This is a genomic window from Bradyrhizobium sediminis (assembly GCF_018736105.1).
Taxonomy (GTDB): Bacteria; Pseudomonadota; Alphaproteobacteria; order Rhizobiales; family Xanthobacteraceae; genus Bradyrhizobium.
On the sequence record NZ_CP076135.1, the window covers coordinates 1,490,040 to 1,516,399 of the forward strand.

Below are 26,360 nucleotides of genomic sequence, written 5' to 3' on the forward strand. Positions count from 1 at the left end.
CCATCCTCTCCGATGAAGGCCTGCAACCCATGATCTCCGTGACCGAAGCCCTGCTGGGGCGCCATTCAACCCGTGCTTTTCTCGACCGGCCGGTCGAGGCCGATCTCGTTCGCGACATCATCGACATCGCCCGCCACGCGCCGTCGAGCAGCAACATGCAGCCCTGGCGCCTCGCCGCGATGGCCGGCGACGATCTCGCCCGGCTGAAGGCGGCCGTTCGGCAAAGCCTGACCGTGCAGCCGATGGGCGAGGGATCCGAATACAAGATCTACGCCGAGCATCTGAAGGAGCCGTACAACGGTCACCGGCGCAAATGCGCCGAGGACATGTACGGCACCATCGGCATTCCGCGCGAGAACAAGTTCGGGCGTTTGATGCAGTTCGCGCGCAACTTCGACTTCTTCGGCGCGCCGGTCGGTATCATCCTGTCAATCGACCGCTCGATGGAGCCGGGGCAATGGGCCGACCTCGGCATCTTTCTGCAGTCGTTGCTGTTGCTGGCGCAGGAGCGCGGGCTCGCCACCTGTCCGCAAGCCGCATGGGCGGCGATGCACAAGACCGTGCGCGCGCATCTCGGTCTGCCCGACGAGTTGATGGTCTATTGCGGAATTTCGCTGGGCTATGCCGATCCCGCCCATCCGATCAACGGCCTGATCACCGATCGCGCGCCGTTTGCGCAGGTCGCCGAACTCCGCGGCTTTGCTGTCGCGGCAGTAGAGCCCGCATGAGCCAACGGGTCGCGCGAAATGCGCGCCCGATGACAGGCTCTGCGAAAGGCTGGGACGAACGATCGAGCATCACGCCCAAACCAATCCCGACCCCATAGGCCAGCATGTTCCAGACCGAGAAGATGCGGCCGAGCAACAGCGCGCCCGGCAGCGTCAGCCGGAAGGCGTCCAGCCACGGGAAATGCACCAGCCGGAACAGCTCGACACCGACGGCGATCGCGGCCGCGACCAGCGCGATGCGAGGCAGCGAGAGATTTGAACCCACCATCGCCATCAGGAAGAACACCATCGTTCCCCACAGCGTGGAGCCGCCGTACTTCACGACAAAGGCGGGCAGGCCGAGCTGCAAACCATACCCGCGCAAGGCAAGGCCGCAGACGATGACCGAGAGGCAGAGGCCGGCGCGGGTGATGATGAGGGATCGCCGCGCCGCCTGATCGGGATCGATCGCGGCGTCGTTCATGACGACGGCGCAGCGTCAGCCACCGGGAAGGTGAGTTCGAACGCCGTACCTTTTTCGGAGTCGATGAGCCGGATGGCGCCGCCATGGGCGTCGAGCATGGCGCGAACGATGGCGAGGCCCATCCCGGTGCCGCCGCTGTCGCGCCTTGTGGTGAAGAAGCTGTCGAAGATCTGCGCCCGGTTGTTGGGGGAGACGCCTTCGCCGTCATCGGCGACGGTCACCAATAGCCGGTTGCCTTGGCGCACGGCGGACACTTCCAGCTTCGAGCTGCCGTGGCGCACGGCGTTGTCGGCAAGGTTGGAAAAAATGATCAGGGCGTTGTCCTCGGATATCCGCATCGGCGTCTCGAGGTCGCCGTTGGTGCCGATGTCGAGCGAGGCAAAGGCCGCACGCAGGCCGGCGACCGCGACCGACAATTTCGCGGCGCCGAGCGCCACCGGGTTTTCGGCGCGGGCGAAATCGCGCAGCCGGCCGGCGATCGTTCCCAGCCGGTCGGCGTCGGCAATGATGTTGTCGAGAAACTTGCGCCGGTCCTCATCGTCCATGTCAGGCGCGTCGACATCCTCGCGCAGCAGTTCCGCCGCGCCCTTGATGGACGTGAGCGGCGATTTCAGCTCGTGCGACACATGGGTGGCGAAGGTCGAGATGAAGCTGGAGCGCGTGTTCAGCCGCCGCGCCATGTCCAGGAAACTCTGCGACAGCCGGGCGATTTCGCTGGTGCCGTGATGCCGGAGCGGACGCAGCGCGTCGCGGTCGCCCTTGCCGATCAGGTTGGTGCGCTCCACCAGTTCGCGCATCGGTCCGGTGATGGTGCGGTGAAACAGGATCCCGATCAGCAGCGTCGGCACGATCATCGAGAGCACCGCCGGAATGACCTTGCCGCGCTGCTCGTACATGTACTTGAAGACGTTGCTCGGCGTGCGCGAGGCGTAGATGACGCCGGCGACCTGGTCGCGCGCGATCACCGGCATCGCGGTGAATACCCGCATCCCGGTGCCCCGGCTCATCGAATAGAGCGAGGGCTGGTCGTGCTTTGAGATGCGCACGCGCAGCACGCCGCTGAAGCGTCCGTGCAGCGCCTCGTTGACCTCCTCGAGATGCGCCAGCGACAGCCCGATTTCCTCGCGGCCGGCGATCACGGTGCCATGAGGATCCAGCAGCCGGAATCCGGCAAGCGTGACGTGCTGGGTCGCGACGAGGTCCGGCATCATCCGCGCGCCGAGGGCTGCGAAGGCCGGATCGGCCGGCGCTGCCGGCGGTCGCGCCTCCGGCCTCGGCGGCAGCACGCTCTCGTTGACGAGTTCGAGCCTGGGCCAGATCGGCTGATACGGTTCGTCGGATTGCTTCTGCGCGGCAGGCGGGACCGGCTTGCCCAATGCGATGCTTGGCGGAATTCCGGTCTCCACCTCGCGGCGGAACACCGCCGCCAGCACGGCGCTTTGCGCGATCAGTTCGGCCTCGGCCTGCTGGATCAGCTGGTTCTGGTAGACCTTGAGGAAATACAGGCTGAACAGCGGCAGCGCGAGCACGCTGGAGAGAACGATGAAGACGACGAGGCTGAGGCTGGGCCGCCATTTGCGGCTGGTGTTGGCCAGGGCGTCGGTCAACGCGCTGCCTCGCAGCGCCCCAGCTTGAAGCCGACGCCATGGACGGTCTCGATCGCCGACTCGCAGCCGGCGCTGGCGAACTTGGCGCGGATGTTGCGGATGTGGCTGTCGATGGTGCGGTCGGCGACGTGAATATTGCCGGCATAGGCGGCGTCGAGGATCAGTTCGCGCGTGAACACGAATCCGGGCCGCGTCAGGAGCGTGCGCAGGATCGAGAATTCGAGCGCCGTCAGCGCAACCGGCGTATCCCGGAAATTTGCGGTGCGCGCGTCCGGATCGAGCGCGAGCCCGCCATGGCTCAGCGACTTGGACTCTGGCGCCGGCGTGCTCCGGGTCCGCCGCAGGATCGCGTTCACCCGCGCCACCAGTTCGCGCGGGCTGAACGGCTTGGTCACGTAGTCGTCGCCGCCGATTTCGAGGCCGAGGATGCGGTCGATCTCCTCGTCGCGGGCGGAAAGGAACAGGATCGGCGTATCCGAGGTCTTCCTGATCTGGCGGCAGACTTCCAGCCCGTCCATTTCAGGCATGCCGATGTCGAGAACGATGAGGTCGTGGACATTGCGGTCGAACCGGGCCAGCGCCTCCTTGCCGTCCTGCGCAATGGAAATCGCCATCCCCGTCTTCTCGAAGGCGAAGCGCACGACGTCGCGGATATGGGGGTCGTCGTCGACGACCAGAATGGAATGAGCCACGGTCGCTAGCCTTTGCCGCCGTCGAGGGGATTCTGCGCGATGTAAGGATTGTTAGCCAAATATCGGTCCAGGCGCCACGTCCGAAAACCAAACCCTCGCCAGTTTGCCGAGAGTTGTTGGATTTCATAATTGTGCCGGGTGTCCCGGGCAATCGACCAGAGTACCGGAATCTTGTTCACGGAGGCTTCAACGGGCGGCAGCGCCTGCGGGCCGAGCGAGGCGAGATAGCGCAGATCGAGATTGGGGCCCGTTCCGCCGTTCTCGCGGCAGTGCTCCACATTGTAGGAAGCCACCAGCCGCGGCACGTTGATGAAGCAGCATCCGTACAGCACCAGCGCCAGCGAGACGGCGTTGGCGGTGAGAAGCCAGGAATTGGGCTTCTTCAGCACGATCTGGATCAGGATCAGCAGCAGGCCCGTCGCCACCAGGATCATCCAGATGAAGGCGGCGAGCCGCAGATAGGTCAGTGTGTAGGCGGCGACATAGAGATCGAGCCGGAAGATCGACGAGATGACCAGAAGGATGTTTTGTCCGATCCATGCCAGCACCAGCGGGCGGATCAGCCGGGAATGATCTGCCGGTCCGCCGGGGCGCATCGCGATCAGGACAAAGCCGGCCGCGAGCAGCGCGGTGACGATCAGGGGATAGGCGCCGCGATGGGCATATTGCGCGTGGCTCATGCCGTCAGGCAGGCTGGCGCCGCCCCAGAGATAAGCGAGGTCGAGCCCGCTCTGCAGCGCGAACAGCGCGTTGAACAGGAGCAGCGAGCGCGTCACCGCCTGCACGCCGAACAGATGATTCAGATCGGAAGCTTCGGTGGCGACGGCGGCGCGCGGTTCAGGATCCCGGACCTTCCATCGGAAGCGCCGCAGGATCAGCGGCCAGATGGCACATACCGTCAGAAACCAGAACCCGATCCGCCGGGGATCGAGGAGGCTGAAGATCGCGCGCAGGTCGATCTGGTGCAGCCGGTATTCGATCAACGGATTCGCCGACGCGAACAGGCTGAAGAAGACGAAGCATGCGGCCAGCGGAATGATCCATCCAACCAGCGAGGCCGCACTCAGCCATTGCGGAAGTTGTCCGTTCATCGACTGCAATGATCTGAACAGGTCGACGGCCAGTTGAAACGGGCCGCGGAAGGGGGTCGTCGCGGCCTCGAACAGGTTTCGTTGCCAGGACGATGGCTCGCGGGCCGTGATCAGGATGACGAACAATGCGGTCGCCAGTGCGGCCACGGTCACGGACAGCGCGTTGATCCCCTCGATCAGCGGCAGCAGGCCGGCGACGAACACCGCGGTCATCGCGATTTGAATTCCGCGCGCCGCCTGCACCCCATTGCCGGTCACCGCGACGCCGCCGAGCACGACGAGGAACAACGCAAGCGAGATGCCGATCGGCCAGCCGTAGAACAGCCAGTCAGCCAGCGCGATGCACGAGGCGGCGGCGACGAACGGCACCCGCAGCGGGCGCGCGGGAGCAATTTCGAGATCGGACGCGGTCGCAATCGACATGAATTCATTTCCCGGGATTGGCGACGAGGGTGAGGTGGCGGACCTTGCGGGTGGGCTCGGAGGCCTTGCGCTTCGGAAGCGCGATGATGGCGGCGCGCGCGGGCGGCGTTTCCAGCCACCAGCCGTCGTTGAGCAGCCGCCGTGGCAGCCGCGACCTTCGAAACCGGACCAGGATGATTTTCCCCATGACCCGACCATGGGCGACCGGTTCGCAGGGCTGATGTGCGGGACGTTCAGGATTTGCGGATTGTTGTGCAGATCTTGCGCAGTCGCACGGGGAGGGTGCGGGATCGCCGGTAACGGCGGCCAAACCGGCCCTAGCGGGGAAAATTCGCCACCCCTTAACCAGCCGGCCACTTCACAAAATCATGATCAGTGACGAATATTGACAATCATCAGTGAACAATCGATAGTTCTCATCAGGCCCAGCCGATGGAGATTCCGATGGTCATTCGTCCAATTTTGTCGAGCTATTCCAGGCTTTTAGCCGGCATGTCGCTGGCGGTTCTGGCGATCGCTCTGACCGGCTGCAACGAGAAAGTCGCCGAAAAAGCCGCTCCCGGCCGCCCGGTGCTGGTGGCGGCGGTGCGTTATGAGGCGGAATCGCCGGAGCGCAGCTTCGTCGGCACCATCAAGCCCCGGATCGAGACCGACATGGGCTTCCGGGTCCCCGGCAAGGTCGCCAAGCGTCTGGTCGAGGTCGGCCAGACCGTCGATGTCGGCCAGCCGCTGGCCACCCTCGATGAAGTCGATCTGAAGCTGCAGGCCGAGCAGGCCGAAGCCGAATTCCGTGCCGCCACCGGCGTGCTGGCGCAGGCCACGGCCTCGGAGCAGCGCGCCAAGGATCTGCGCGCCAAGGGCTGGACCACGGATGCGCAAATGGATCAGTCGCGGGCCGCCGCCGACGAGGCGCGCGCGCGCTTCAATCGCGCCGAGCGCTCGGTCGAACTCACCAAAAACAGCCTTTCCTACGCGACGCTGATGGCCGACAGCCGCGGCGTCGTCACCGCGACCCTGATCGATGCCGGACAGGTCGTCGCGGCAGGGCAGACCGCGGTTCGCGTCGCACGCTTTGCCGAAAAGGAAGCCGTGGTCGCGATCCCGGAAACGCTGGTCGGCCGCGCCAAGGAAGGCACGGCCAGCGTCAGCCTGTGGTCCGAACCCGACAGGAAATATGCCGCGAAGCTGCGCGAGATCGCGCCCACGGCCGATCCCGCGACGCGTACCTACCTCGCGAAATTCTCGCTGCCGGGCGCCGGCGAAAGCGTCTCGCTCGGCATGACCGCGACGCTGACGCTGGCCGATCCCGCCACCGAGCGTGTCGCCAAGCTGCCGCTGTCGGCGCTGTACAGCCAGGGCGGCGATCCCTCGCTCTACATCGTCGACGACAAGGGCGACGTGTCGCTGAAGCCGGTCACCGTGAAGTCCTACGAGAGCGGCAACGTCGTGATTTCAGGCGGCGTCGAGGAAGGCTCGAAAGTCGTCGTGCTCGGCGTGCAAAAACTCGACCCGGCCCAGAAGGTCCGCGTCGTCTCGTCGCTGTCGTTCTGAAATCTGCGCGCCGATGAATGGAGAGTGAGATGAAGCACTTCAATCTCTCGGGCTGGGCGGTCAGCCATCCCGCGTTGATCCTGTTCCTGGTGATCGCGCTCGGCGCCGCCGGCTTCTTCTCCTATCAGCGGCTCGGCCGCGCCGAGGATCCGTTCTTCACCGTCAAGGTCGTCAACGTCTCGGCGATCTGGCCCGGCGCGACCGCCCAGGAAATGCAGACCCAGGTCGCCGACCCCATCGAGAAGAAGCTGCAGGAACTGCCCTATTTCGAGAAGGTGCAGACCTATTCGAAGCCGTCCTTCACCGCGATGCAGGTCACCTTCAAGGATTCGACCCCGCCGAAGGACGTGCCTTATCTGTTTTACCTGTTGCGCAAGAAGCTCGTCGACGTGCAGGGCCAGCTGCCGGCCGGCCTTATCGGGCCCACCGTCAACGACGAGTTCAGCGACGTCGATTCCATTCTCTACATGATGACCGGCGAGGGCGCTGACTACGCGCAGTTGAAGAAGGCCGCCGAGGGCATGCGCCAGCGGCTGCTGAAAGTCCCCGGGGTGACGAAAGTCAATCTCTACGGCGCCCAGGACGAGCGCATCTTCGTCGAGTTCTCGCACGCCAAGCTGGCGACGCTCGGGATCACGCCGCAGGCGCTGTTCGATTCGCTCGCCAAGCAGAACAACGTCACACCCGCCGGCACGGTGGAGACCTCCTCGCAGCGCGTTCCGCTGCGCGTCACCGGCGCGCTCGACGGTGCCAAGGCCGTCGCCGAGACGCCGGTCGAAAGCAACGGTCGGGTATTTCGTTTGGGCGATGTCGCCACCGTCACCCACGGTTTCGTCGATCCGCCGACCTTCATCGCGCGCCAGCAAGGCAAGCCCGCGCTCGGCATCGGCGTGGTCACGGCCAAGGGCGCTAACATCCTCGAACTCGGCAAGGAAGTCGCCACTGCCACCGCGGAATTCATGAAGGCGGTGCCGCAGGGCATCAATGTCGAGCAGATCGCCGATCAGCCGAAGGTGGTCGAGCATGCCGTCGGCGAGTTCGTGCGCTCCTTCATCGAGGCGCTCGCGATCGTGCTGTTCGTCTCCTTCGTGGCGCTGGGCTGGCGCACCGGCATCGTGGTGGCGCTGTCGGTGCCGCTGGTGCTGGCGATCGTGTTCATCGTCATGAACGCGATGTCGCTCGACCTGCACCGCATCACGCTCGGCGCGTTGATCATCGCGCTAGGGCTGTTGGTCGACGACGCCATCATCGCAGTCGAAATGATGGTGGTGAAGATGGAGCAGGGCTGGGACCGCGTCCGCGCGGCGTCCTTTGCCTGGGAATCCACCGCATTTCCGATGCTGACGGGCACGTTGGTCACCGCCGCCGGCTTCCTGCCGATCGGTTTTGCCAATTCCGCGGTCGGCGAATATGCCGGCGGCATTTTCTGGATCGTGGCGATCGCGCTGGTCGCGTCCTGGTTCGTCGCGGTGATCTTCACGCCCTATATCGGCGTCAAGCTGCTGCCCAACATCACGCTCCACCACAACCACGATCCGCACGCGGTGTACGAGACCCGCGTCTACCGGATTCTGCGCAGCATGATCCAGTGGTGCGTCGACCACCGCATCAAGGTGGTGCTGGCGACGGTCGGCGTATTCGCGCTGTCCATCGTCGGCTTCGGCCACGTCCAGCAGCAGTTCTTCCCGCTGTCGGAGCGGCCCGAGCTGTTCCTGCAGCTGCGGCTGCCCGAGGGCACCGCGTTCAACGTCACCGAAAAGTCCGTCAAGCAGGCCGAAGCGCTCCTGAAGGACGACAAGGACATCTCGACCTACACCGCCTATGTCGGCCAGGGTTCGCCGCGCTTCTGGCTCGGCCTCAACCCGCAACTGCCGAACGAGGCCTTCGCCGAGATCGTGATCGTGGCCAAGGACGTCGACGCGCGCGAGCGCATCAAGGCCCGACTGGAGAAGGCGGTCGGCGACGGCGCGCTGACCGAAGCCCGGGTCCGGGTCGATCGCTTCAATTTCGGCCCGCCGGTCGGCTTCCCCGTCCAGTTCCGCGTCATCGGTCCCGACGCCAATGCCGTGCGCGACATCGCCTACAAAGTGCGCGACGTGGTCAGGCAGAATCCAAATGTCAGGGATCCGCAACTCGACTGGAACGAGCAGTCGCCCTATCTCAAGCTGGTGGTCGACCAGGACCGCGCCCGCGCGCTCGGCCTGACCCCGCAGGACGTGTCGCAGGCGATGGCCATGCTGATCTCCGGCGCCCAGGTCACCACCATCCGCGACGGCATCGAGAAGGTCGGCGTGGTGGCGCGTGCGGTGCCGGGCGAGCGGCTCGATCTCGGCCGTGTCGGCGATCTCACCGTCACCTCGCGCAACGGCGTCGCGGTGCCGCTGACGCAGATCGCCAAGATCGAATACGCCCATGAAGAGCCGATCATCTGGCGGCGCAACCGCGACATGGCGATCACGGTGCGCGGCGACGTCGTCGACGGCGTGCAGGCGCCCGACGTCACCAACCAGATCTGGCCCAAGCTGCAGGAGATCCGCGATAGCCTGTCGCCGGCCTACCGGATCGAGGCGGGCGGCGCGTTCGAGGAATCCGCCAAGGGCAACGCCTCGATCTTCGTGCTGTTTCCGCTGATGGTCCTCGTCATGCTGACGCTGCTGATGATCCAGCTGCAGAATTTCTCGCGGCTGATCCTGGTGTTCCTGACCGCGCCGCTCGGCATCATCGGCGCCTCGCTCGGCCTCAACGTCGCCAACCAGCCGTTCGGCTTCGTGGCGCTGCTCGGGCTGATCGCGCTGGCCGGCATGATCATGCGCAATGCGGTGATCCTGGTTGACCAGATCGAAACCGACGTCGCCGCCGGCCTGAGCCGGAAGGAGGCCATCGTGGAAGCCACCGTCCGGCGCGCCCGTCCGGTGGTGCTGACGGCGCTCGCCGCCATTCTGGCGATGATCCCGCTGTCGCGTTCGGCGTTCTGGGGCCCGATGGCGATCACCATCATGGGCGGCCTGTTCGTTGCAACCTTCCTGACCTTGCTGTACCTGCCGGGCCTCTACGCCCTCTGGTTCAGGAAGAGCCTCGAGGAACGCGGCGCGGGCGAGGTCGATCTTGCGCCGCAGCAAGAGGGCGAGAAGCAGCTCGCATTTCCGCTTGCCGAGGCGGCCGAATAATTGAACATTGAGGTTATCGAGTCCTGACATGACGCTGGTTTCTGAACATATCGAACCTGACACACGGGAACGGATTCTCGTGGTGGCGGAGCGTCTGTTCCGCGAGATCGGCTACCAAAAGACCACTGTGGCCGACATCGCCAAGGTGCTGCGGATGAGCCCGGCGAACGTCTATCGCTTTTTCGATTCGAAAAAGGCTATCCATCAGGCGGTGGCGCGCGGCCTGATGGGCGAGGTGGAGGACGCGGCGCAGGCGATCGCGGCCCGGCCCGGTCCGGCGGCCGGCCGTCTGCGCGAGCTGCTGTCGACCATTCACCACATGAACAGCGAGCGCTATGTCGGTGACGCCAAGCTGCACGAGATGGTCGAGATCGCGATGGAGGAGAACTGGGACGTCTGCAACGCGCATATCCAGTTGATCGGCGAGATCATCGGTTCCGTCATCGGCCAGGGCGTGGCCTCGGGCGAATTCGAGGTCGCCGAGGTGCCGGTGGCGGCGACCTGCACCTGCATGGCGATGATGCGGTTCTTCCATCCGCAGATGATCGCCCAATGCATCGACAAGCCGAGCCCGACGCTCGACCAGATGATAGACTTCATCCTCGCCGGCCTTGCGCCGCGCGGCAAGGCGAAATAGGCAGTCAGAGCGTCGTTGCGAGCCAACGGGTCGCGCGAACGCGCGCCCGATGGCGCGTATGACGAAAACGGAGAGGAAGACACCAGCGTGACCACGAAAGACCTGCATTATTACGAGCCGGCGAACGGCCACGGTCTCAAGCACGATCCTTTCAACGCCATCATCGCCCCGCGCCCGATCGGCTGGATCTCGTCACGCGATACCAAGGGCAACGTCAATCTCGCGCCCTACAGCTTCTTCAACGGCTTCAACTACCATCCGCCGATCATCGGCTTTTCCTCGACCTCCTGGAAGGACAGCGTCCAGAACATCCAGGAGACCGGCGAATTCGTCTGGAATCTCGCGACCAGGGAGCTGGCGCAGCAGATGAATGCGACCGCCGCGCATGTCGCGCACGACGTCAGCGAATTCACCGTCGCCGGCCTCACGGCGGTGCCCTGCAAGCTCGTCAACGTGCCGCGGGTCGGCGAAAGCCCGGTCTCTTTCGAATGCAAGCTGTCGCAGATCATCCAGCTGCAGAGCGCCAAAGGCGAGAAGGTGCAGGCCTGGCTCACTTTGGGCGAGGTCGTCGCCGTCCATATCGACAAGGCCATGATCAAGGACGGCGTCTACCAGACCGCGCTGGCCCACCCGATCGTCCGCGCCGGCCGCCAAGGCGACTATTTCGAGATCAGGCCGGAAAACATGTTCGAGATGAAGCGGCCGGATTGATCCGAAATAGAGTGTAGTCCGGATCAATTTCGCTTTATTTCCGACGCGAAGTGTTCACCCGAATCCCGTACTTTCCGCTACAATGAATCAGGTGAACAGCGGGTACCAGGCTGATGGCGCGACCGGTTTTCATTATTGACGGCAGCCGGACGCCGTTTCTGAAAGCGCGCTCCGGACCGGGGCCGTTCACCCCGGTCGATCTCGCCGTGCAGTGCGGCCGGCCGCTGCTGGCCCGGCAACCCTTCGCCCCCAACGCCTTCGATCAGGTGATCCTCGGCTGCGTCAACGTCATCGCCGACGAGATGAACCCGGCCCGGGTCGCAGCCCTTCGGCTCGGCATGGGCGAGAGCATGGTGGCGTTCACGGTGCAGATCAATTGCGGCTCCGGCATGCAGTCGATCGATACCGGTTATCGCTATATCCGCGAGGGCGTCTCCGATCTCATTCTGGCCGGCGGGGCGGAAGCGCTGAGCCACGCGCCTCTGGTCTGGCCGCAGCAGGGCGTGCGCTGGTTTGCCGGCCTCGCCGGCGCCAAGGGCATCGTGGCCAAGCTGGCGGCGCTGGCGAAGACGCGGCCCTCTTTCTTCAAGCCGGTCATCGGGCTGGAGCGCGGGCTGACCGATCCGATCACCGAACTCAACATGGGGCAAACAGCCGAAGCGGTCGGCCATCTCTTCGGCATCACGCGGGCGCAGTCGGACGCCTATGCGGTCGAGAGCCACAAGCGGCTCGCCCATGCACAGGCGCAGGGCTGGCTCAAGGGCGAGGTCGAAACCGCGTTCGCGCGCAACGGCAGTTTCTACGATCATGACGACGGCGTGCGGCCGGATTCCTCGCTGGAGTCGCTGGCAAAACTCAAGCCGGTGTTCGAGCGGCCGTGGGGCCAGGTTACGCCAGGCAATTCCTCGCAGATCACCGACGGCGCGTCGTGGACGATTCTCGCTTCCGAAGACGCGGTCGCCAAATATGGCCTGACGCCGAAGGCCGCGATCGTCGACAGCCAGTGGTCGGCGCTCGATCCCGGCATCATGGGATTGGGGCCGGTGTTGTCGGCCACCGAACTGTTGAAGCGCAACGACCTGTCCCTGCAGGATATCGAAACCTGGGAATTGAACGAGGCGTTTGCGACGCAGGTGCTCGGCTGTCTCGCCGCCTGGAACGACGAGAAATTCTGCCGTGAGATCCTCGGCCTCGACGGCACCGCCGGCCAGATCGACCCGTCAAAACTCAATATCGATGGCGGCGCGATCAGTCTCGGCCATCCCGTCGGCTGCAGCGGCAACCGTATCGTGCTGCATCTCGTCAACGCCATGAAGCGGCTTGGCACCCGCCGCGGCATCGCCACCGAATGCATCGGCGGCGGGCTGGGCGGCGCCATGCTGATCGAGACGGTGTGATCATGGACAGCAGGATCATGAACCTTCTCGGCGACCGCGTGCTCGAACTCGGGCCTGCGCCCGACGCCAGTTCGCCCTACCGTCATTTCAAGTTGACCCGCGATGCCGACGGCATCGCCTGGCTGCTGTTCGACCGCGAGGGCGCCAGCGCCAATACGCTGTCAGCCGACCTGATCGAAGAACTCGAATCGGTACTGGCGGCGCTGGAGAGCCAGCGGCCTGCCGGGCTCGTCATCCGCTCCGCCAAGAAATCCGGTTTCATCGCCGGCGCCGACGTCAACGAATTCCGCGGCGCCACCGATCCGTGGCCGGTCGAGATCGCCATCGGTCGGGCCCATGCGGTGATCGACCGCCTCGAAGCGCTGAAGATCCCGACCGTTGCCGTCATTCATGGCTTCTGCCTCGGCGGCGGTCTCGAAGTGGCGCTGGCCTGCCAGTCGCGTATTGCCATCGAGGGCGCGCGCTTTGGTTTTCCGGAGGTGATGCTCGGCCTGCATCCGGGCCTCGGCGGCACCGTGCGCTTTACGCGGCTGGTCAACCCGATGCAGGCGATGACCTTGATGCTGACGGGCAAGACCATCGACGCCCGCAAGGCCAGATCGCTCGGGCTGGTCGATGCGGTGGCGCAGGAGCGCCACGTCCGCAACGCCGTGAAGGACGCGGTGTTCGGGCGGCTGAGGCGGGCCAGGCCGGGGCCGCTGAACGCGATTCTGAACCTCGGCCCGGTCAGGGGCTTGCTTGCCAAGCGCATGCGCGCCGAGGCGGAGAAGGCGGCCCCGCATCAACATTATCCGGCGCCCTATGCGCTGATCGATCTCTGGGAAAAGCATGGCGACGACAAGATCGCGATGCTGAGGGCCGAAAAGACCTCGTTCGCCAATCTGATGGTGACGCCGACGGCGCAGAACCTGATCCGGGTGTTCTTCCTGCGCGAGCAGATGAAGAAGCTCGCAGGTTCCGGCAACCGCATCAAACATGTCCACGTCATCGGCGCCGGCGCGATGGGCGGCGATATCGCCGCCTGGTGCGCCAATCAGGGCCTGCATGTGACGTTCGCCGACATGAAGCCGGAGCCGATCGCCGGCGCGATCAAGCGCGCCTCGGAGCTGTTCGGCAAGATCATGCGCAAGCGCATCGACATCCGCGATGCGCTGGATCGCCTCGTGCCGGATATGGAAGGCGAGGGCGTCCGCAATGCCGATCTCATTATCGAGGCGGTGCCGGAAAAACTGGAGCTGAAGCAGAAGGTCTATGCCGGGCTCGAGCCCCGGATGAAGCCGGGCGCGATTCTGGCCACCAACACCTCGAGCATTCCGCTGCAGGACCTGCGCGCCACGCTGGCGAAGCCGGAGAGGCTGGTGGGCCTGCACTTCTTCAATCCGGTGTCGCGGCTGCAACTGGTCGAGGTCGTCAGCCACGACGGCAACAATCCGGAAATACTGCAGCAGGCGCTGGCCTTTGTCGGCGCCATCGACCGGCTGCCGCTGCCGGTCCGGAGTTCGCCGGGCTTTCTCGTCAACCGCGCGCTGACGCCCTACATGCTGGAGGCGATGGTGATGCTCGACGACAAGATCGACAAGCTCGTCATCGATGCCGCGGCGGAAAAATTCGGCATGCCGATGGGGCCGATCGAACTCGCCGATCAGGTCGGGCTCGATATTTGCCTCGATGTCGGCGACATGCTGCGCTCGAAATTCGGAGACGCCCTGCCGCCGACGCCGGCCTGGCTGCGCGAGAAGGTCGCCAGAGGCGAACTCGGCCGCAAGACCGGCAAGGGATTCTATCTCTGGAAGGACGGCAAGGCCGACAAGACTCCCGCTTCGCCTTCGACCGCGCAGCCGACGGATGAAATGATCGACCGGCTGGTGCTGCCGATGTCGAATGTTTGCGTTGCTTGCTTGCGCGAAGGCATCGTCGACAATGCCGACACCGTCGACGGCGCCATGATCTTCGGCACCGGCTATGCGCCGTTCCGCGGCGGTCCGCTGAATTACGCGCGGACGCGCGGGCCCGAGAATGTGGTGTCCACCCTGCGCGCGCTGGCGGCAAAATTCGGCGACCGCTTTATGCCGGATGCCGGCTGGGAGAATTTCAAGTGACCGATAGCCCGGCCGTCCACGCGTCGCTGAACGGCGAAACCGAGCCGCGCGGCGATCTCTGCATCCGCACGCTGGCAATGCCGGCCGACACCAACGCCAACGGCGATATCTTCGGCGGCTGGCTGTTGAGCCAGATGGACGTCGGCGGCGGCGTGTTCGCCTCCAAGGTCGCGAAGTCGCGCACGGTGACGGTGGCGATCGAGGCGATGAATTTTCGCAAGGCCGTTTATGTCGGCGATCTCGTTTCGGTGCACGCCAACCTGGTTCGGATCGGCCGGACCTCGGTCACCGTCCACCTCGAAGCCTGGGTGCTGCGGCGCAAGGAGATGCAGTCGATCCTGGTGACCGACGGCAATTTCACCTATGTCTCGATCGACGACCACGGCCAGCCGCAGGTCATCCAGCGCGATCAGCAGCCGCTTTCGGCGTAGGGTAGGGGTCCGATCCAACCTCGGCCGTTCGCCTCATCGCTTGCGCGCCACGATGTAGGGACGGGTGTCGTTGCCCTTGGTGGCGTGGCTTTCCGAGGCGCTGATGTCGAAGCCTGCGGCAGATATGAGTTGGCTCAACTCCGCCGCCCGGAAGACGCTGACATGGGGCGCCTTTCCGATCGCGCGCATCGCCGGCAACAAGGCAAGCCGGATGAGCGGGTTCATATCCCCCAGGCAGGGTGTCTTGGAAATGAACAGGCCCTCCGCTGCAAGCAAGGCATGGATGCGGCGCAGCGTGCCGGGCACATCGCGGACCAGATGGAGATAGTTGAACCCCAGAACGGCATCGAATTGCCCGTCCTCGGGCGCAAGCGCCTCTGCGGTCGCGGTGCGGAAGACGAGCGACGGGATCGGGCCGGCGGCAAGCTTCGTCTCGGCAATCGCGATCATTTCAGTGGAAATATCCGTCGCGCAATAGCTTTGCACATCGCCTGCAAGCCGGAGCGCCGTTGTTCCTGTTCCGCAGCCCAATTCCAGCACCCGGTCGTCTGGTCCCAGCAGGGTGCGGGTCCGCTCCAGCGAGCGCTCATACCCGGCCTGATCCGAAATCGCAGCCTTCGCATATTTCCGTGAAATCCGGTCCCAGAAACGGGCATCGCTCGCGGTGCTCATGGTGAGGTTCCTTTCGCAATGCGGCTTAGCATAGGCGCAGGAGAAGCAAACCGTCGAAATTTGCGAGCATGAGAGAGTGGCGGCCCGGATACCGAACGCACCGGCCCTCACAACGCCCGCATCTCACCCCTGGCCCAAAATTCGCGCAGCTTGAACTTCTGGATCTTTCCCGATCCCGTCAGCGGAAAGGCCTCGACCACGAACCAGTGCCGCGGCGTCTTGTGCGGGGCCAGCGAGGCGCGCATGTAGGCCGACAGTTCCTCCGCGTCGATGACGGCGCCGGGCGCAGGGCGGATGAAGGCGGCGACCTCTTCGCCCCATTTTTCGTGTGGCAGTCCGACCACCGCGACCTCACCGACCTTGGGGTGACGAAACAGCAGCTCTTCGAGTTCGCGCGGATAGATATTCTCGCCGCCGCGGATGATCATGTCCTTCAGACGCCCCTCGACCGTGCAATAGCCGCGAGCGTCCATCGCGCAGAGATCGCCGGTATGCAGCCAGCCCTCGGAATCGATCGCGGCGGCGGTAGCCTCAGGCATTTCGAAATAGCCGAGCATGATGTGATAGCCGCGCGTGCAGAACTCGCCGATTTCGCCGATCGGGACCGTCTTGCCGGTGTCGGGATTGATGATCTTGGTCTCCATGTTCGGCAGCGGCAGGCCGATGGTGCCGGCCTTGTCCTCGATCGTGTCGGTGGTCCTGGTCTGCGCCGCCACCGGCGAGCATTCGGTCTGCCCGAACACGATGGTGAAGGGCGCGCCCAATTTCTGTTCGAACAACGCAACCAGCGCGGCCGGCACGGTGGAGCCGCCCGAACAGATCGCCTTGACCGAGGAAAGATCCGTCGATGCGAAGGAGGGATGTTCGAGCATCGCCACCAGCATGGTCGGCACGCCGACCATCGCATTGCCGCGGTAGGTCGCGAGAAGTTCCAGCACGAGGCCGGGTTCGAACGCCTCCAGCAGCACCTGCGTCGCAGCCTTGGAGACGGCGCCGAGGACGCAGCAGACGCAGCCGCCGGTATGGAACAGCGGCATGGTGGTGATGAAGACGTCGCCGGGGTCGATCCCCATGCGATCGGCCGTGTCGGCGCCGTTGTTGGCGAGGCCGCGATGGTGCAGCAGTGCGCCCTTCGGAAAGCCGGTGGTGCCCGACGTATACTGGATCATCACGGGATCGCTGGGTTTGACGTCGGGAAGCGCAATGCTCTGGTCGTCGCCGGCGGCGATGAAGGCCGGCCAGTCGTCGAAACAGACGATCTCGCGAAGTTCCGGGCAGCGCGGCGCAACTTCGCGCACCGTCTCCAGCATCGGGTTGCCGCGAAAGGAATTGGCGACGAACACGCCGGCCGAGCGGGATTGCTTCAGCACATATTCGACTTCCCTGGCCCTGAAACCGGGATTGACGGTGACCAGCACCATGCCCGCGAGCCCGGCGCCGAATTCCAGCATGATCCATTCCGGCAGGTTCTGCGCCCAGACCGCGATCCGCTCGCCCGGCTTGAAGCGGCTGAGCAGGGCGCGCGCGGTGCGTAGCGCCTCGGCGTAGAGTTCGGCATAGGTCCATTGGCGGCGAAGCGCGGGATCGGGAACGCCAGCGATCAGCGCGATCCGGTCCGGCGCCGACTTCGCGGCCTGTTCGAGCAAGCGGCCGAGCGTGATGTCGCGCACGGCGGGGACCGCCGGTCCCGCGACGTAAGATTCGGTCAAAGCCATTGGTCCCCTCCCTGTGCCGGCATTCGCCGGCGATTGATCCGACTATGACATTCGGCGCTGGCCATTGCAGCCGTGCAGCAGAAGATTCTTGGGGCTTTGCGGGACATTGACGGCATGCTAGCCGACACTGAAGGCGCTCTATTTGCGGCCGTTCAATCAGATGTGCTCGCGGGCGCACGGGGAGTGAAAATGGAAGACATGCAAGTGACAGCCAAGGGGTACGACTTCGGCGCGGCGCACGCCGCCATGGGCCGGTTGGTCGACGGCAACATCCTGTCCGGCGTGTCGTCCGCGGTGCTGGTTGGCCGGGATCTGGTCGATGTGAATTGTACCGGCTGGGCCGACAAGGAAGCGCAGGTCCCGTTGCGCGCCGATCACCTGTTCCGGGTGTTCTCCAATACCAAGCTGGTCACGTCCTGCGCGGCATTGCTGCTGCTTGAGGAAGGCCGCTTCCAGCTCGACGACCCGGTCGAGCGGTTCATTCCGCAGCTCGGCAACCGCAAGGTTCTGCGGCCGGGCGCCACTTCGCTTGATGACACCGAGCCGGCGAGGAGACCGATCACCATCCGCCAGCTGCTGAGCCACAGTTCGGGGCTGAGCTACGGACTGTTCGATCCCGGGAGTGTCATCTTCAAGGCTTACCAGGAACGCAAGGTGCTCAATCCTGCGACGCCGCTGGCCGACATGATCGACACGCTGGCCGATTTGCCGCTGGTCTATCACCCGGGAACGTCATGGGAGTATTCGATCGCGACCGATGTGGTTGGGCGGCTGGTGGAGGTCGTCGGCGGAATGCCGTTGGACATGTTCATCCAGCAGCGGATCTTCGCTCCGCTCGGCATGGTCGACACTGCCTTCGCGGTGCCGGAAAAAGACCATGGCCGGCTCGCCGCCTATTACGCCGGGGCGGACCTGATGGACCCGATGAAGCCGGGACTAACCCGCACCGATAATTCGCCCTGGCCCGGCGCCTACGTGCGGTCGTGGCCAAGGTTGAGCGGCGGCGGCGGCCTGGTTTCGACCTTGCCCGATATGGTGGCGCTGGTTCGAAGCCTGCTGCCGGGCGGACCGACCTTGCTGAAGCCGGAAACCATCGCCGAGATGACGACCAATCAGCTGGCCGATGGGGTCTGGATGCGTTTCCCGATGACGGGAGAGCTCGTCGGCAAGGGCTACGGGCTGGCGGGCGCGCTGACTCTGCAGCCTTCGCCGTTCGATCACGGCGATTCCAGCGGTGAATTCTGGTGGGGCGGCGTGGCCGGCACGCAATGGTGGATTTCGCCGAAGACGGGCATCGCCGGCCTGTTGATGACGCAGCGCCAGATGGCGTTCTTCCATCCCTTTGCCAACGAGTTCAAGCGGCTGGCCTATGAGGCGGTCAGGCGCGGGTCCTGACCTCGCGGTCAGCAACACCTGCGCCTTATCCACATCGCGCGCTCGGATGCGAGCGCGGCAACAGTCCTACGGGCAGGGACGCTCGTAGCCGTCGCGGCCGATGAAGGTGCCGGTGCGCGGGTTATAGGAGCGGTAGCGCGTGCAGGCCGGCGGTTCGTCGTAATATCGCTCCCGGGGAGCGTATTGCACCGTCTGGCAATAACGCGGCGAAACCACCATCCACGAACCGTCGGGCTGCTGCACATAGCAGCCGTTCTGGTAATAGCGGTAGCCGCCGGGCCGCGGCTCGCCCTGGGCGCCGATGGCCGCGCCGGTGCCGGCGCCGATGATCGCGCCGACCGCCGCACCGCGGCCGCCGCCGACCGCGCCGCCGATAATGGCGCCGGCCGCGCCGCCGAAGATCGCGCCGCCGAGGGTGCTGTCCTGCGCCGCCGCGCGTTCGGCAGGCGCGCAAACCGCGATCGCAAGCAGCGCCGTCAGCGTGAATTTCGATATCATGTCCATTCTCCAGCCCGTTTCGATGAGCACTCACGGCTAGCATTGGGGCCTGTCTCGATTCAGGTCAAGGCCGCGGTGCCTGCCATTGGCGCCTCACGATGCCGTGTAAAGCCCTTAACCCTATCCGATGCTCGACGGCCGATCCGCCCGCCGGGCCCGATCTCGTGCGTTGACCGGCTAGCCAATCGGCCGCACCATAGGGTTTGTTGTCCCGAGGTGCCCCGTGACCGGACTGACCCACCGCCAATCCGAAATCCTCAATATCGCCCGTGCCTTCGGCCGGGTGATGGTGGACGATCTCGCCCGCCGGTTCGAGGTCTCGGCGCAGACCATCCGCAAGGATCTCAACGACCTCTGCGACCACCGCTCGCTGACCCGCATCCATGGCGGCGCCATCATCGCCTCCGGGGTCGAGAACCTCGCCTACGAGGCGCGCCGCTTCGTCGCCGCCGAGGAGAAGAAGGCGATCGGAGTCGCCGCCGCGGCGCAGATACCGAACGGCTGCTCGCTGTTCATCAATATCGGCACCACCACGGAAGAAGTCGCCAGCGCCCTGACCTCGCATGAGGATCTGCTCGTCATCACCAACAACCTCAACGTCGCGATGCTGTTGTACCGGCATCCGCGCATCGAGGTGATCGTGGCCGGCGGCGCGGTGCGCCGCGCCGACGGTGCGGTGATCGGCTCGACCGCGATCAGCCTGATCGGCCAGTTCAAGGTCGATTACGCCATCATCGGCGCCTCGGCGATCGACGAGGAGGGCGCACTACTGGACTTCGACTATCGCGAAGTGCAGGCGGCGCAGGCCATCATCGCCAATGCCCGCAGCGTCATGCTGGTCGCCGATTCGACCAAACTGCGCCGCAGCGCGCCGGTGCGCATCGCCCATCTCAGCCAGATCCAGACGTTTGTGACCGACGCGGCGCTGCCGGCCGGCATCGCCAACATCTGCCATAGCAGAGGCATCGAGGTGATCGAGGCGATGCCGAAACCGTCGGTCGATATCGACGAAGCCGGCCCCGAGCCCGCTCCGCCCACCCTGCGGCGCGCCTGATCGCTGCGGCCCCTCGGGATCGGCCCGAGGTGCGGTTGGATCAGCGAAACACTCGTCTGAGCATCGTTTGAACGATTGATCGCTCGATAGACGAGCGCAATTTCCACTTTTTCCAGATTTTGCCGCCATCGGCGTTGAAATGCGCAAGTCTTCTGTTTTCGCTTGCTTTCGTATTTGGTTGTGTTTTATTCGAAACCGAAAGCGAAATCGCCTAAGTGAACAGGCGAACGCCGGGGAAGCGTCTGTTGGACCAAATTTTCGACCTCGCGATCATTGGTGGCGGCATCAACGGCTGCGGCATCGCGCGCGACGCGGCGGGCCGTGGCAATTCAGTTTTCCTCTGTGAAATGAATGATTTGGCCAGCGGGACGTCATCCTGGTCGACCAAGCTCGTGCATGGCGGCTTGCGCTACCTCGAATATTACGAGTTTCGTTTGGTGCGCGAGGCGCTGATCGAGCGCGAAATCCTCTGGCAGATCGCCCCGCACATCATCCGTCCCCTGCGTTTCGTTTTGCCGCACCATGCAGGGTTGCGTCCGGCCTGGCTGCTGCGTCTGGGGTTGTTTCTTTACGACCATATCGGCGGCCGCAAATTGCTGCCGCCGACGCGTTCGGTCGACCTGACCCGTGACGAGGTCGGCAAGCCGCTGGTGCCCAACCGTTTCACTCGGGCGTTCGAATATTCCGACTGCTTCGTCGACGACGCCCGCCTCGTGGTGCTCACCGCGCGCGATGCGGCGGACCGCGGCGCCGAGATCCGCACCCGTTCCCGCGCGGTCGAGATCCGGCAGGCCGACGGCATCTGGCACGTCACCGTCGAGGATACCGTGAGCGGCGCGCGCTCGACGATCAGGGCTCGCGCGCTGGTCAACGCTGGCGGTCCCTGGGTCGAGAATGTGCTGGCCTCCGGCGCCGGCGTCAACGCCAAGGCCAAAGTGCGGCTGGTGCAGGGCTCCCACGTCGTGGTCCGCAAGCTCTATGCCCATGACCGCGCCTACATGTTCCAGAACAGCGACGGCCGCATCGTGTTCGTGATTCCCTATCAGGACGACTTCACCCTGATCGGCACCACCGACCGCGATTACGACGGCGATCCCGCCAAGGTGAAAGCCACCGGCGAGGAGATCAAATATCTCTGCGATTCCGTCAGCGAATATCTGGCCAAGCCGGTCAAGCCGGAGGACGTGGTCTGGACTTATTCGGGCGTCCGCCCGCTCTATGACGACGGCGCCAGCGAAGCCAAGGCCGCCACCCGCGATTACGTGTTCGAACTCGACACCCCCGGCGGCGCGCCGCTGCTGTCGATCTACGGCGGCAAGATCACCACCTACCGGCGCCTCGCCGAGGAAGCGCTCGAACGTCTCGCGCCATATTTGCGCGGCGCCACGCCCCGCGAGGTCTTCAAGGCCAAGCAAGGCTGGACCGGCAAGTCGCCGCTGCCCGGCGGCGACATCGACGTCTCGGCGATCGCGGCGCTGACGGCGGAACTGGTGCGGAACTATCCGTTCCTGACCTCTGCCCATGCCAACCGTCTGGCGCATGCCTATGGCACTCGCGCTGCAAAACTGCTCGGCGAAGCCAGATCGCTCGATGATCTCGGCCAGTCCTTCGGCGCCACCCTGACCGAGAGCGAGGTCAGGTACCTGATCGCCAACGAATGGGCCCGCACCGCCGAAGACATCGTCTGGCGGCGCTCCAAGCTCGGCTTGCGCCTGTCGGCGGCCGAGGTTGCCGCACTTGAAGACTGGATGGCCGCCAACCACGTTGCTTCCGGGCCTCCCTTGCGTGAAGCAGGAGGGCGGACATGACGGTCACGCTCGAGCACGTCACGCGCACCGTGGATGGCATTCCGGCCATCCGCGATGTCTCGCTGACGCTCGAGCGCGGCACCTTGAGCGTGCTGCTCGGCCCGACGCTGTCGGGCAAGACCTCGATCATGCGGCTTATGGCCGGCCTCGATACGCCGACTTCGGGCCGCGTGCTGGTCGACGGCAAGGATGTCACCGGCCTCGACGTGCGCCAGCGTTCGGTGGCGATGGTCTATCAGCAGTTCATCAATTATCCCTCGCTGACGGTCTATGAAAACATTGCCTCGCCGTTGCGGGTGCAGCGCCGGCCGCGCGAGGAAATCGAAAAGCGCGTGCAGGAGGCGGCAAGACTACTCAAGCTCGAGCCGTATCTCGACCGCACGCCGCTGCAATTGTCGGGCGGGCAGCAGCAGCGCACCGCGATCGCGCGTGCACTGGTCAAGGGCGCCGACCTGGTGCTGCTCGACGAGCCCCTGGCCAATCTCGACTACAAGCTGCGCGAGGAACTGCGCACCGAACTGCCGCGCATTTTCGAAGCCTCCGGCGCGATCTTCGTCTACGCCACCACCGAACCGTCGGAAGCCCTGCTGCTGGGCGGCCGCACCGTCTGCATGTGGGAAGGCGAGGTATTGCAGGCCGGCGACACCTCGAAGGTCTATCGCCATCCCGACACCTTGCGCGTCGCCCAGGTGTTTTCCGATCCGCCGCTCAACATCGTCGGCATCGAAAAGCACGACGGCTCGGTGCAATATGCCGGCGGCGTCAAGGCGCCGGCCTCCGGACTCTATGCCGGGCTCGGCGACGGGGCCTACCGCGTCGGCTTCCGCGCCCATCAGCTCGAGGTCGCCAAGGGCATCGCCGGCCGCCACGCCTTCCACGCCACCGTGACCGTGACCGAGATCACCGGCTCGGAAAGCTTCGTGCATCTCAGTCGCGACGCCTCCAACTGGGTCGCGGTGCTGCAGGGCGTGCACGAGTTCGAGCCGGGCCACGTGCTCGACGCCGTGCTCGATCCCGACAATGTCTTTGTGTTCGACGCGGCCGGCCGCTTGGTCGCAGCACCAGGCGCGATGTGAGGGATATGCAACATGGCCCGCATTGACCTCGTCGATCTCGCGCATTCCTACGGCGGCAACGATGCCGCCCCCGAATCCTTTGCGCTGAAGCCGATCTCGATGACCTGGCGGCAGGGCGGGGCCTATGCGCTGCTCGGGCCGTCCGGCTGCGGCAAGACCACGCTGCTCAACCTGATTTCCGGCATCGTCACCCCGTCGCGCGGAAAAATCCTGTTCGACGGCGTCGACATCACACCGCTGTCAACCCAGAAGCGCAACATCGCGCAGGTGTTCCAGTTTCCGGTGATCTACGACACCATGACGGTCGGACAGAACCTGGCGTTTCCGTTGAAGAATCGCGGCATGGTCAGGAGCGACATCCTGGCGCGGGTCGCCGAGATCGCCGACCTGCTCGACCTCACGCCCTATCTGGAGCGCAAGGCGACGCGGCTGACGGCGGATGCCAAGCAGAAGATCTCGCTCGGCCGCGGGCTGGTGCGCTCCGACGTCGCCGCCGTGCTGTTCGACGAGCCGCTGACGGTGATCGATCCCGAGCTGAAATGGCAGCTGCGCTCCAAGCTCAAGGCGCTGCACCGCGAGCTCGACCTCACCATGATCTATGTCACCCACGACCAGACCGAGGCGCTGACCTTCGCCGATACCGTGGTCGTGATGCATGACGGCCGCGTGGTGCAGAGCGGCACGCCGGCGGAACTGTTCGACAAGCCGGCCCACACCTTCGTCGGCTATTTCATCGGCTCGCCCGGCATGAACATCGTGTCCGCCGAAGTGCGGGGCCGTGAGGCCCGGATCGACGGCCACATCATCCGGCTCGACCGCAACTATGACGGCCTGCCGCCGGGCGCGAAGATCGAAATCGGCGTGCGCCCCGAATTCGTCGACATCGCGCCGCCCGGCTCCGGCCTGCTGCTGGCCAATATCGAGCGGATCGACGATCTCGGCCGGGTCCGCTTCGCGCGGGTCCGCGTCGGCGACGCCAAATTCGCGGCACGGGTGCCGCCGGGATTTTCGATTCCCGGGAACGAGGCCGGACTGTTGTTCGACCCCGCGCATGTTCACGTCTACGCCGACAGCCTTCTGGTCGAGGGGGCATAATGGACAAGACCGTCAATCAGAAAGCCTGGTTCCTGGTGCTGCCGGTGTTCCTGATCGTGGCGTTCTCCGCGATCCTGCCGCTGATGACGGTCGTCAACTATTCGATGCAGGACACCTTCGGCAACAACCAGTTCTTCTGGAACGGCGTCGGCTGGTTCAAGGAACTGCTCGATCCCACCACCGATCTCGGCGAGCGCTTCCTGGCGTCGCTGTGGCGCAACCTGTTCTTCTCGGCGGCGATTCTCGCGATCGAGGTGCCGCTCGGCATCGTGGTCGCGCTGTCGATGCCGCGCGAGGGCTGGCGGGTCGCCGCCTGCCTCGTGATCATGGCGCTGCCGCTGCTAATTCCATGGAACGTGGTCGGCACCATCTGGCAGATTTTCGGACGGCCCGACATCGGCCTGATGGGCTACGTGCTCAACCACATCGGGTTGAACTACAACTACGTCTCCAACGAATTCGATGCCTGGGCCACCGTCATCGTGATGGATGTCTGGCACTGGACCAGCCTGGTCGCGCTGTTGTGCTATGCCGGACTGAAATCGATCCCCGACGCCTATTATCAGGCGGCGCAGATCGACGGTGCGTCGCGCTGGGCGGTGTTCACCGCGATCCAGCTGCCGAAGATGAACAGGGTGCTGCTGATCGCGGTGCTGCTGCGCTTCATGGACAGCTTCATGATCTACACCGAGCCGTTCGTGGTGACCGGCGGCGGGCCGGGCAATTCGACCACCTTCGTTTCGATCGAGCTGGTCAAGATCGCGCTCGGGCAGTTCGACCTCGGCAAGGCTGCGGCGCTGTCGCTGGTCTACAACCTCATCATCATCATCGTGTGCTGGGTGTTCTACACCGTCATGACCAATGCCGGCGTCGAGCACCGCGCCGACAAGGGAGGCGCATGATGCATTCGATCCCCGGCCGCCGCCTCATCCTCTCGCTGTTCCTGATCTTCCTGCTGCTGCCGATCTACTGGCTGGTCAACATGAGCTTCAAGACCAACAACGAGATCGTGACCACCATGACGCTGTGGCCGCATCAGCCGACCATCGCCAACTACATGCGCATCTTCACCGACGAGAGCTGGTATTCCGGCTACCTCAATTCGCTGAAATACGTGCTGATCAATACCGTGCTCTCGATCTCGTTCGCGTTGCCGGCGGCTTACGCGTTCTCGCGCTACCGCTTCCTCGGCGACAAGCACCTGTTCTTCTGGCTGCTGTCGAACCGGATGGCGCCGCCGGCGGTCTATGCGCTGCCATTCTTCAATCTCTATTCCGCGATCAACCTGTTCGATACGCCGTGGGCGGTGGCGCTGGCGCATTGCCTGTTCAATGTGCCGCTGGCGGTGTGGATTCTCGAAGGCTTCGTCTCCAGCGTGCCGCGCGAGATCGACGAGACCGCGTTCCTCGACGGCTATTCGTTCCCGCGCTTCTTCCTGAAGATCCTGGTGCCCTTGATCGCCAGCGGCATCGGCGTCGCGGCATTCTTCTGCTTCATGTTCTCCTGGGTGGAACTGCTGCTGGCGCGCACGCTGACCTCGGTCAACGCCAAGCCGATCGCCGCGACCATGACGCGTACGGTGTCCGCCGCCGGGGTCGACTGGGGCCTGCTCGCCGCTGCCGGCGTGCTCACCATCATCCCCGGCGCGCTGGTGATCTGGTTCGTCCGCAACTACATCGCGCGCGGCTTCGCGCTCGGCAGGGTTTGAGGGAGGCAGCGATGGAACACATCGCATGGATGGCCTGGACGGTCCCGACCGCGATCTTCTTCGCGCTGCTGGCCACGACGCTCGCGGTCATGACCTGGCTCGCGGTCGCCTATCCCGAAGCCGAACGCGTCGGGATCCTGCGCATTCCGACCACGCGCGGCGACCGGCTGTTCCTTTCGTTGATCATGGCCGCTGTCATTCACCTGTTGTGGATCGGCCTCGTCGGCACCGACACGCTTCTGACCATTCCGGTCGGAGAAGGCATTGAAGTTCCGAGCCTGTGGCTCGCCACCGCAATTTCGCTCGTTTCGGCCGTTGCGATCTTCCGCACCGTCTGAGGAG

Annotated in this window: 24 protein-coding genes and 1 pseudogene; 16 read left to right on the forward strand and 9 right to left on the reverse strand. The window is 64.8% G+C overall.

Going from position 1 to position 26,360, the window contains the following annotated elements; genetic code table 11:
- The first annotated feature begins 29 nt into the window (after positions 1-29).
- Positions 30-728 (forward strand): nitroreductase, encoded by a 699-nt coding sequence (locus KMZ68_RS07220; protein WP_249779552.1) that lies wholly within the window; start codon positions 30-32, stop codon positions 726-728.
- Here the strand turns inward: KMZ68_RS07220 and KMZ68_RS07225 are convergent.
- The 5 genes from KMZ68_RS07225 to KMZ68_RS07245 are packed head-to-tail and all read right to left on the reverse strand — an operon-like array spanning position 655 to position 5,191.
- Positions 655-1,191: a ribosomal maturation YjgA family protein gene (locus KMZ68_RS07225; RefSeq protein ID WP_215615132.1), complete on the reverse strand. Its 537-nt coding sequence runs from the start codon at positions 1,189-1,191 to the stop codon at positions 655-657. The genes KMZ68_RS07220 and KMZ68_RS07225 overlap by 74 nt on opposite strands.
- Positions 1,188-2,798 carry a HAMP domain-containing sensor histidine kinase gene (locus KMZ68_RS07230; RefSeq protein WP_249779553.1) on the reverse strand — a complete coding sequence of 537 codons (1,611 nt, stop codon included), beginning with the start codon at positions 2,796-2,798 and terminating at the stop codon, positions 1,188-1,190. The genes KMZ68_RS07225 and KMZ68_RS07230 overlap by 4 nt, the downstream gene beginning before the upstream one ends.
- Positions 2,795-3,490, reverse strand: coding sequence for a response regulator transcription factor (locus KMZ68_RS07235; protein ID WP_215615133.1), 696 nt, complete (start codon positions 3,488-3,490; stop codon positions 2,795-2,797). The genes KMZ68_RS07230 and KMZ68_RS07235 overlap by 4 nt, the downstream gene beginning before the upstream one ends.
- A gap of 5 nt (positions 3,491-3,495) precedes the next feature.
- Positions 3,496-5,004: a DUF4153 domain-containing protein gene (locus tag KMZ68_RS07240; RefSeq protein ID WP_215615134.1), complete on the reverse strand. Its 1,509-nt coding sequence runs from the start codon at positions 5,002-5,004 to the stop codon at positions 3,496-3,498.
- A gap of 4 nt (positions 5,005-5,008) precedes the next feature.
- Positions 5,009-5,191 carry a hypothetical protein gene (locus tag KMZ68_RS07245; protein WP_215615135.1) on the reverse strand — a complete coding sequence of 61 codons (183 nt, stop codon included), beginning with the start codon at positions 5,189-5,191 and terminating at the stop codon, positions 5,009-5,011.
- 257 nt (positions 5,192-5,448) lie between these two features.
- Here KMZ68_RS07245 and KMZ68_RS07250 point away from each other — a divergent pair, with 257 nt between their 5' ends.
- The 7 genes from KMZ68_RS07250 (at position 5,449) to KMZ68_RS07280 (ending at position 14,997) form a co-directional block, all read left to right on the forward strand.
- Entirely contained in the window at positions 5,449-6,555 is a 1,107-nt protein-coding gene (locus tag KMZ68_RS07250) for an efflux RND transporter periplasmic adaptor subunit (RefSeq protein ID WP_215615136.1), read from the forward strand.
- Positions 6,556-6,584: 29 nt separating this feature from the next.
- Positions 6,585-9,722: an efflux RND transporter permease subunit gene (locus KMZ68_RS07255; RefSeq protein WP_215615137.1), complete on the forward strand. Its 3,138-nt coding sequence runs from the start codon at positions 6,585-6,587 to the stop codon at positions 9,720-9,722.
- Positions 9,723-9,750: 28 nt separating this feature from the next.
- A complete protein-coding gene (locus tag KMZ68_RS07260; protein ID WP_215615138.1) occupies positions 9,751-10,359 on the forward strand; it encodes a TetR/AcrR family transcriptional regulator in 609 nt (202 codons plus the stop codon).
- 87 nt (positions 10,360-10,446) lie between these two features.
- Positions 10,447-11,070 (forward strand): flavin reductase family protein, encoded by a 624-nt coding sequence (locus KMZ68_RS07265; protein ID WP_215615139.1) that lies wholly within the window; start codon positions 10,447-10,449, stop codon positions 11,068-11,070.
- Positions 11,071-11,183: 113 nt separating this feature from the next.
- Entirely contained in the window at positions 11,184-12,467 is a 1,284-nt protein-coding gene (locus tag KMZ68_RS07270) for an acetyl-CoA C-acetyltransferase (protein WP_215615140.1), read from the forward strand.
- A 2-nt stretch (positions 12,468-12,469) separates the two neighbouring features.
- The gene (locus tag KMZ68_RS07275) at positions 12,470-14,566 is read left to right on the forward strand and encodes a 3-hydroxyacyl-CoA dehydrogenase NAD-binding domain-containing protein (RefSeq protein ID WP_215615141.1); all 2,097 of its coding nucleotides are present in this window, start codon (positions 12,470-12,472) and stop codon (positions 14,564-14,566) included.
- Positions 14,563-14,997 (forward strand): acyl-CoA thioesterase, encoded by a 435-nt coding sequence (locus KMZ68_RS07280; RefSeq protein WP_215603237.1) that lies wholly within the window; start codon positions 14,563-14,565, stop codon positions 14,995-14,997. Before KMZ68_RS07275 ends, KMZ68_RS07280 begins: the two co-directional genes overlap by 4 nt.
- Before the next feature lie 33 nt (positions 14,998-15,030).
- Here KMZ68_RS07280 and KMZ68_RS07285 read toward each other — a convergent pair whose 3' ends face one another.
- Both KMZ68_RS07285 and KMZ68_RS07290 read right to left on the reverse strand, forming a co-directional pair.
- The gene (locus tag KMZ68_RS07285; protein ID WP_215603236.1) at positions 15,031-15,669 is read right to left on the reverse strand and encodes a class I SAM-dependent methyltransferase; all 639 of its coding nucleotides are present in this window, start codon (positions 15,667-15,669) and stop codon (positions 15,031-15,033) included.
- Positions 15,670-15,776: 107 nt separating this feature from the next.
- Positions 15,777-17,384 carry an AMP-binding protein gene (locus KMZ68_RS07290; RefSeq protein ID WP_215615142.1) on the reverse strand — a complete coding sequence of 536 codons (1,608 nt, stop codon included), beginning with the start codon at positions 17,382-17,384 and terminating at the stop codon, positions 15,777-15,779.
- Positions 17,385-17,573: 189 nt separating this feature from the next.
- Here KMZ68_RS07290 and KMZ68_RS07295 point away from each other — a divergent pair, with 189 nt between their 5' ends.
- Positions 17,574-18,779 carry a serine hydrolase domain-containing protein gene (locus KMZ68_RS07295; protein WP_249779554.1) on the forward strand — a complete coding sequence of 402 codons (1,206 nt, stop codon included), beginning with the start codon at positions 17,574-17,576 and terminating at the stop codon, positions 18,777-18,779.
- A 66-nt stretch (positions 18,780-18,845) separates the two neighbouring features.
- Here KMZ68_RS07295 and KMZ68_RS26215 read toward each other — a convergent pair whose 3' ends face one another.
- Positions 18,846-18,998 (reverse strand): BA14K family protein, encoded by a 153-nt coding sequence (locus KMZ68_RS26215; RefSeq protein WP_371741463.1) that lies wholly within the window; start codon positions 18,996-18,998, stop codon positions 18,846-18,848.
- Positions 18,975-19,277, reverse strand: a pseudogene (locus tag KMZ68_RS07305) (glycine zipper domain-containing protein); the annotation flags it as partial. The pseudogene KMZ68_RS07305 and the gene KMZ68_RS26215, both read right to left, overlap by 24 nt.
- A 223-nt stretch (positions 19,278-19,500) precedes the next feature.
- Here KMZ68_RS07305 and KMZ68_RS07310 point away from each other — a divergent pair.
- The 7 genes from KMZ68_RS07310 (at position 19,501) to KMZ68_RS07340 (ending at position 26,356) form a co-directional block, all read left to right on the forward strand.
- Positions 19,501-20,331, forward strand: a complete 831-nt coding sequence (locus KMZ68_RS07310; RefSeq protein ID WP_215603233.1) for a DeoR/GlpR family DNA-binding transcription regulator — start codon at positions 19,501-19,503, stop codon at positions 20,329-20,331.
- Between the two features lie 245 nt (positions 20,332-20,576).
- The gene (gene glpD / locus KMZ68_RS07315; protein WP_215615143.1) at positions 20,577-22,139 is read left to right on the forward strand and encodes a glycerol-3-phosphate dehydrogenase; all 1,563 of its coding nucleotides are present in this window, start codon (positions 20,577-20,579) and stop codon (positions 22,137-22,139) included.
- Positions 22,136-23,215, forward strand: a complete 1,080-nt coding sequence (locus KMZ68_RS07320; RefSeq protein WP_215615144.1) for an ABC transporter ATP-binding protein — start codon at positions 22,136-22,138, stop codon at positions 23,213-23,215. Before glpD ends, KMZ68_RS07320 begins: the two co-directional genes overlap by 4 nt.
- A 12-nt stretch (positions 23,216-23,227) precedes the next feature.
- A complete protein-coding gene (locus tag KMZ68_RS07325) occupies positions 23,228-24,310 on the forward strand; it encodes an ABC transporter ATP-binding protein (protein ID WP_215615145.1) in 1,083 nt (360 codons plus the stop codon).
- Complete coding sequence (locus tag KMZ68_RS07330) at positions 24,310-25,212, forward strand: carbohydrate ABC transporter permease (protein WP_215615146.1); 903 nt, start codon at positions 24,310-24,312, stop codon at positions 25,210-25,212. The genes KMZ68_RS07325 and KMZ68_RS07330 overlap by 1 nt, the downstream gene beginning before the upstream one ends.
- On the forward strand, positions 25,212-26,018 hold the full coding sequence (locus KMZ68_RS07335; RefSeq protein ID WP_215615147.1) for a carbohydrate ABC transporter permease: 807 nt from the start codon (positions 25,212-25,214) through the stop codon (positions 26,016-26,018). Before KMZ68_RS07330 ends, KMZ68_RS07335 begins: the two co-directional genes overlap by 1 nt.
- A gap of 11 nt (positions 26,019-26,029) precedes the next feature.
- Positions 26,030-26,356 (forward strand): DUF2160 domain-containing protein, encoded by a 327-nt coding sequence (locus tag KMZ68_RS07340; protein WP_215615148.1) that lies wholly within the window; start codon positions 26,030-26,032, stop codon positions 26,354-26,356.
- The last annotated feature ends 4 nt before the right edge of the window (positions 26,357-26,360 follow it).

Bases quoted from the DNA above. Each gene is read 5' to 3' on its own strand.
- KMZ68_RS07220 (WP_249779552.1), top strand. From the start codon at position 30: ATGATCTCCGTGACCGAAGCCCTGCTGGGGCGCCATTCAACCCGTGCT.
- KMZ68_RS07225 (WP_215615132.1), bottom strand. From the start codon at position 1,191: ATGAACGACGCCGCGATCGATCCCGATCAGGCGGCGCGGCGATCCCTC.
- KMZ68_RS07240 (WP_215615134.1), bottom strand. From the start codon at position 5,004: ATGTCGATTGCGACCGCGTCCGATCTCGAAATTGCTCCCGCGCGCCCG.
- KMZ68_RS07245 (WP_215615135.1), bottom strand. From the start codon at position 5,191: ATGGGGAAAATCATCCTGGTCCGGTTTCGAAGGTCGCGGCTGCCACGG.
- KMZ68_RS07250 (WP_215615136.1), top strand. From the start codon at position 5,449: ATGGTCATTCGTCCAATTTTGTCGAGCTATTCCAGGCTTTTAGCCGGC.
- KMZ68_RS07255 (WP_215615137.1), top strand. From the start codon at position 6,585: ATGAAGCACTTCAATCTCTCGGGCTGGGCGGTCAGCCATCCCGCGTTG.
- KMZ68_RS07260 (WP_215615138.1), top strand. From the start codon at position 9,751: ATGACGCTGGTTTCTGAACATATCGAACCTGACACACGGGAACGGATT.
- KMZ68_RS07270 (WP_215615140.1), top strand. From the start codon at position 11,184: ATGGCGCGACCGGTTTTCATTATTGACGGCAGCCGGACGCCGTTTCTG.
- KMZ68_RS07275 (WP_215615141.1), top strand. From the start codon at position 12,470: ATGGACAGCAGGATCATGAACCTTCTCGGCGACCGCGTGCTCGAACTC.
- KMZ68_RS07285 (WP_215603236.1), bottom strand. From the start codon at position 15,669: ATGAGCACCGCGAGCGATGCCCGTTTCTGGGACCGGATTTCACGGAAA.
- KMZ68_RS07290 (WP_215615142.1), bottom strand. From the start codon at position 17,384: ATGGCTTTGACCGAATCTTACGTCGCGGGACCGGCGGTCCCCGCCGTG.
- KMZ68_RS07295 (WP_249779554.1), top strand. From the start codon at position 17,574: ATGGAAGACATGCAAGTGACAGCCAAGGGGTACGACTTCGGCGCGGCG.
- KMZ68_RS26215 (WP_371741463.1), bottom strand. From the start codon at position 18,998: ATGGTGGTTTCGCCGCGTTATTGCCAGACGGTGCAATACGCTCCCCGG.
- KMZ68_RS07320 (WP_215615144.1), top strand. From the start codon at position 22,136: ATGACGGTCACGCTCGAGCACGTCACGCGCACCGTGGATGGCATTCCG.
- KMZ68_RS07325 (WP_215615145.1), top strand. From the start codon at position 23,228: ATGGCCCGCATTGACCTCGTCGATCTCGCGCATTCCTACGGCGGCAAC.
- KMZ68_RS07330 (WP_215615146.1), top strand. From the start codon at position 24,310: ATGGACAAGACCGTCAATCAGAAAGCCTGGTTCCTGGTGCTGCCGGTG.
- KMZ68_RS07335 (WP_215615147.1), top strand. From the start codon at position 25,212: ATGCATTCGATCCCCGGCCGCCGCCTCATCCTCTCGCTGTTCCTGATC.
- KMZ68_RS07340 (WP_215615148.1), top strand. From the start codon at position 26,030: ATGGAACACATCGCATGGATGGCCTGGACGGTCCCGACCGCGATCTTC.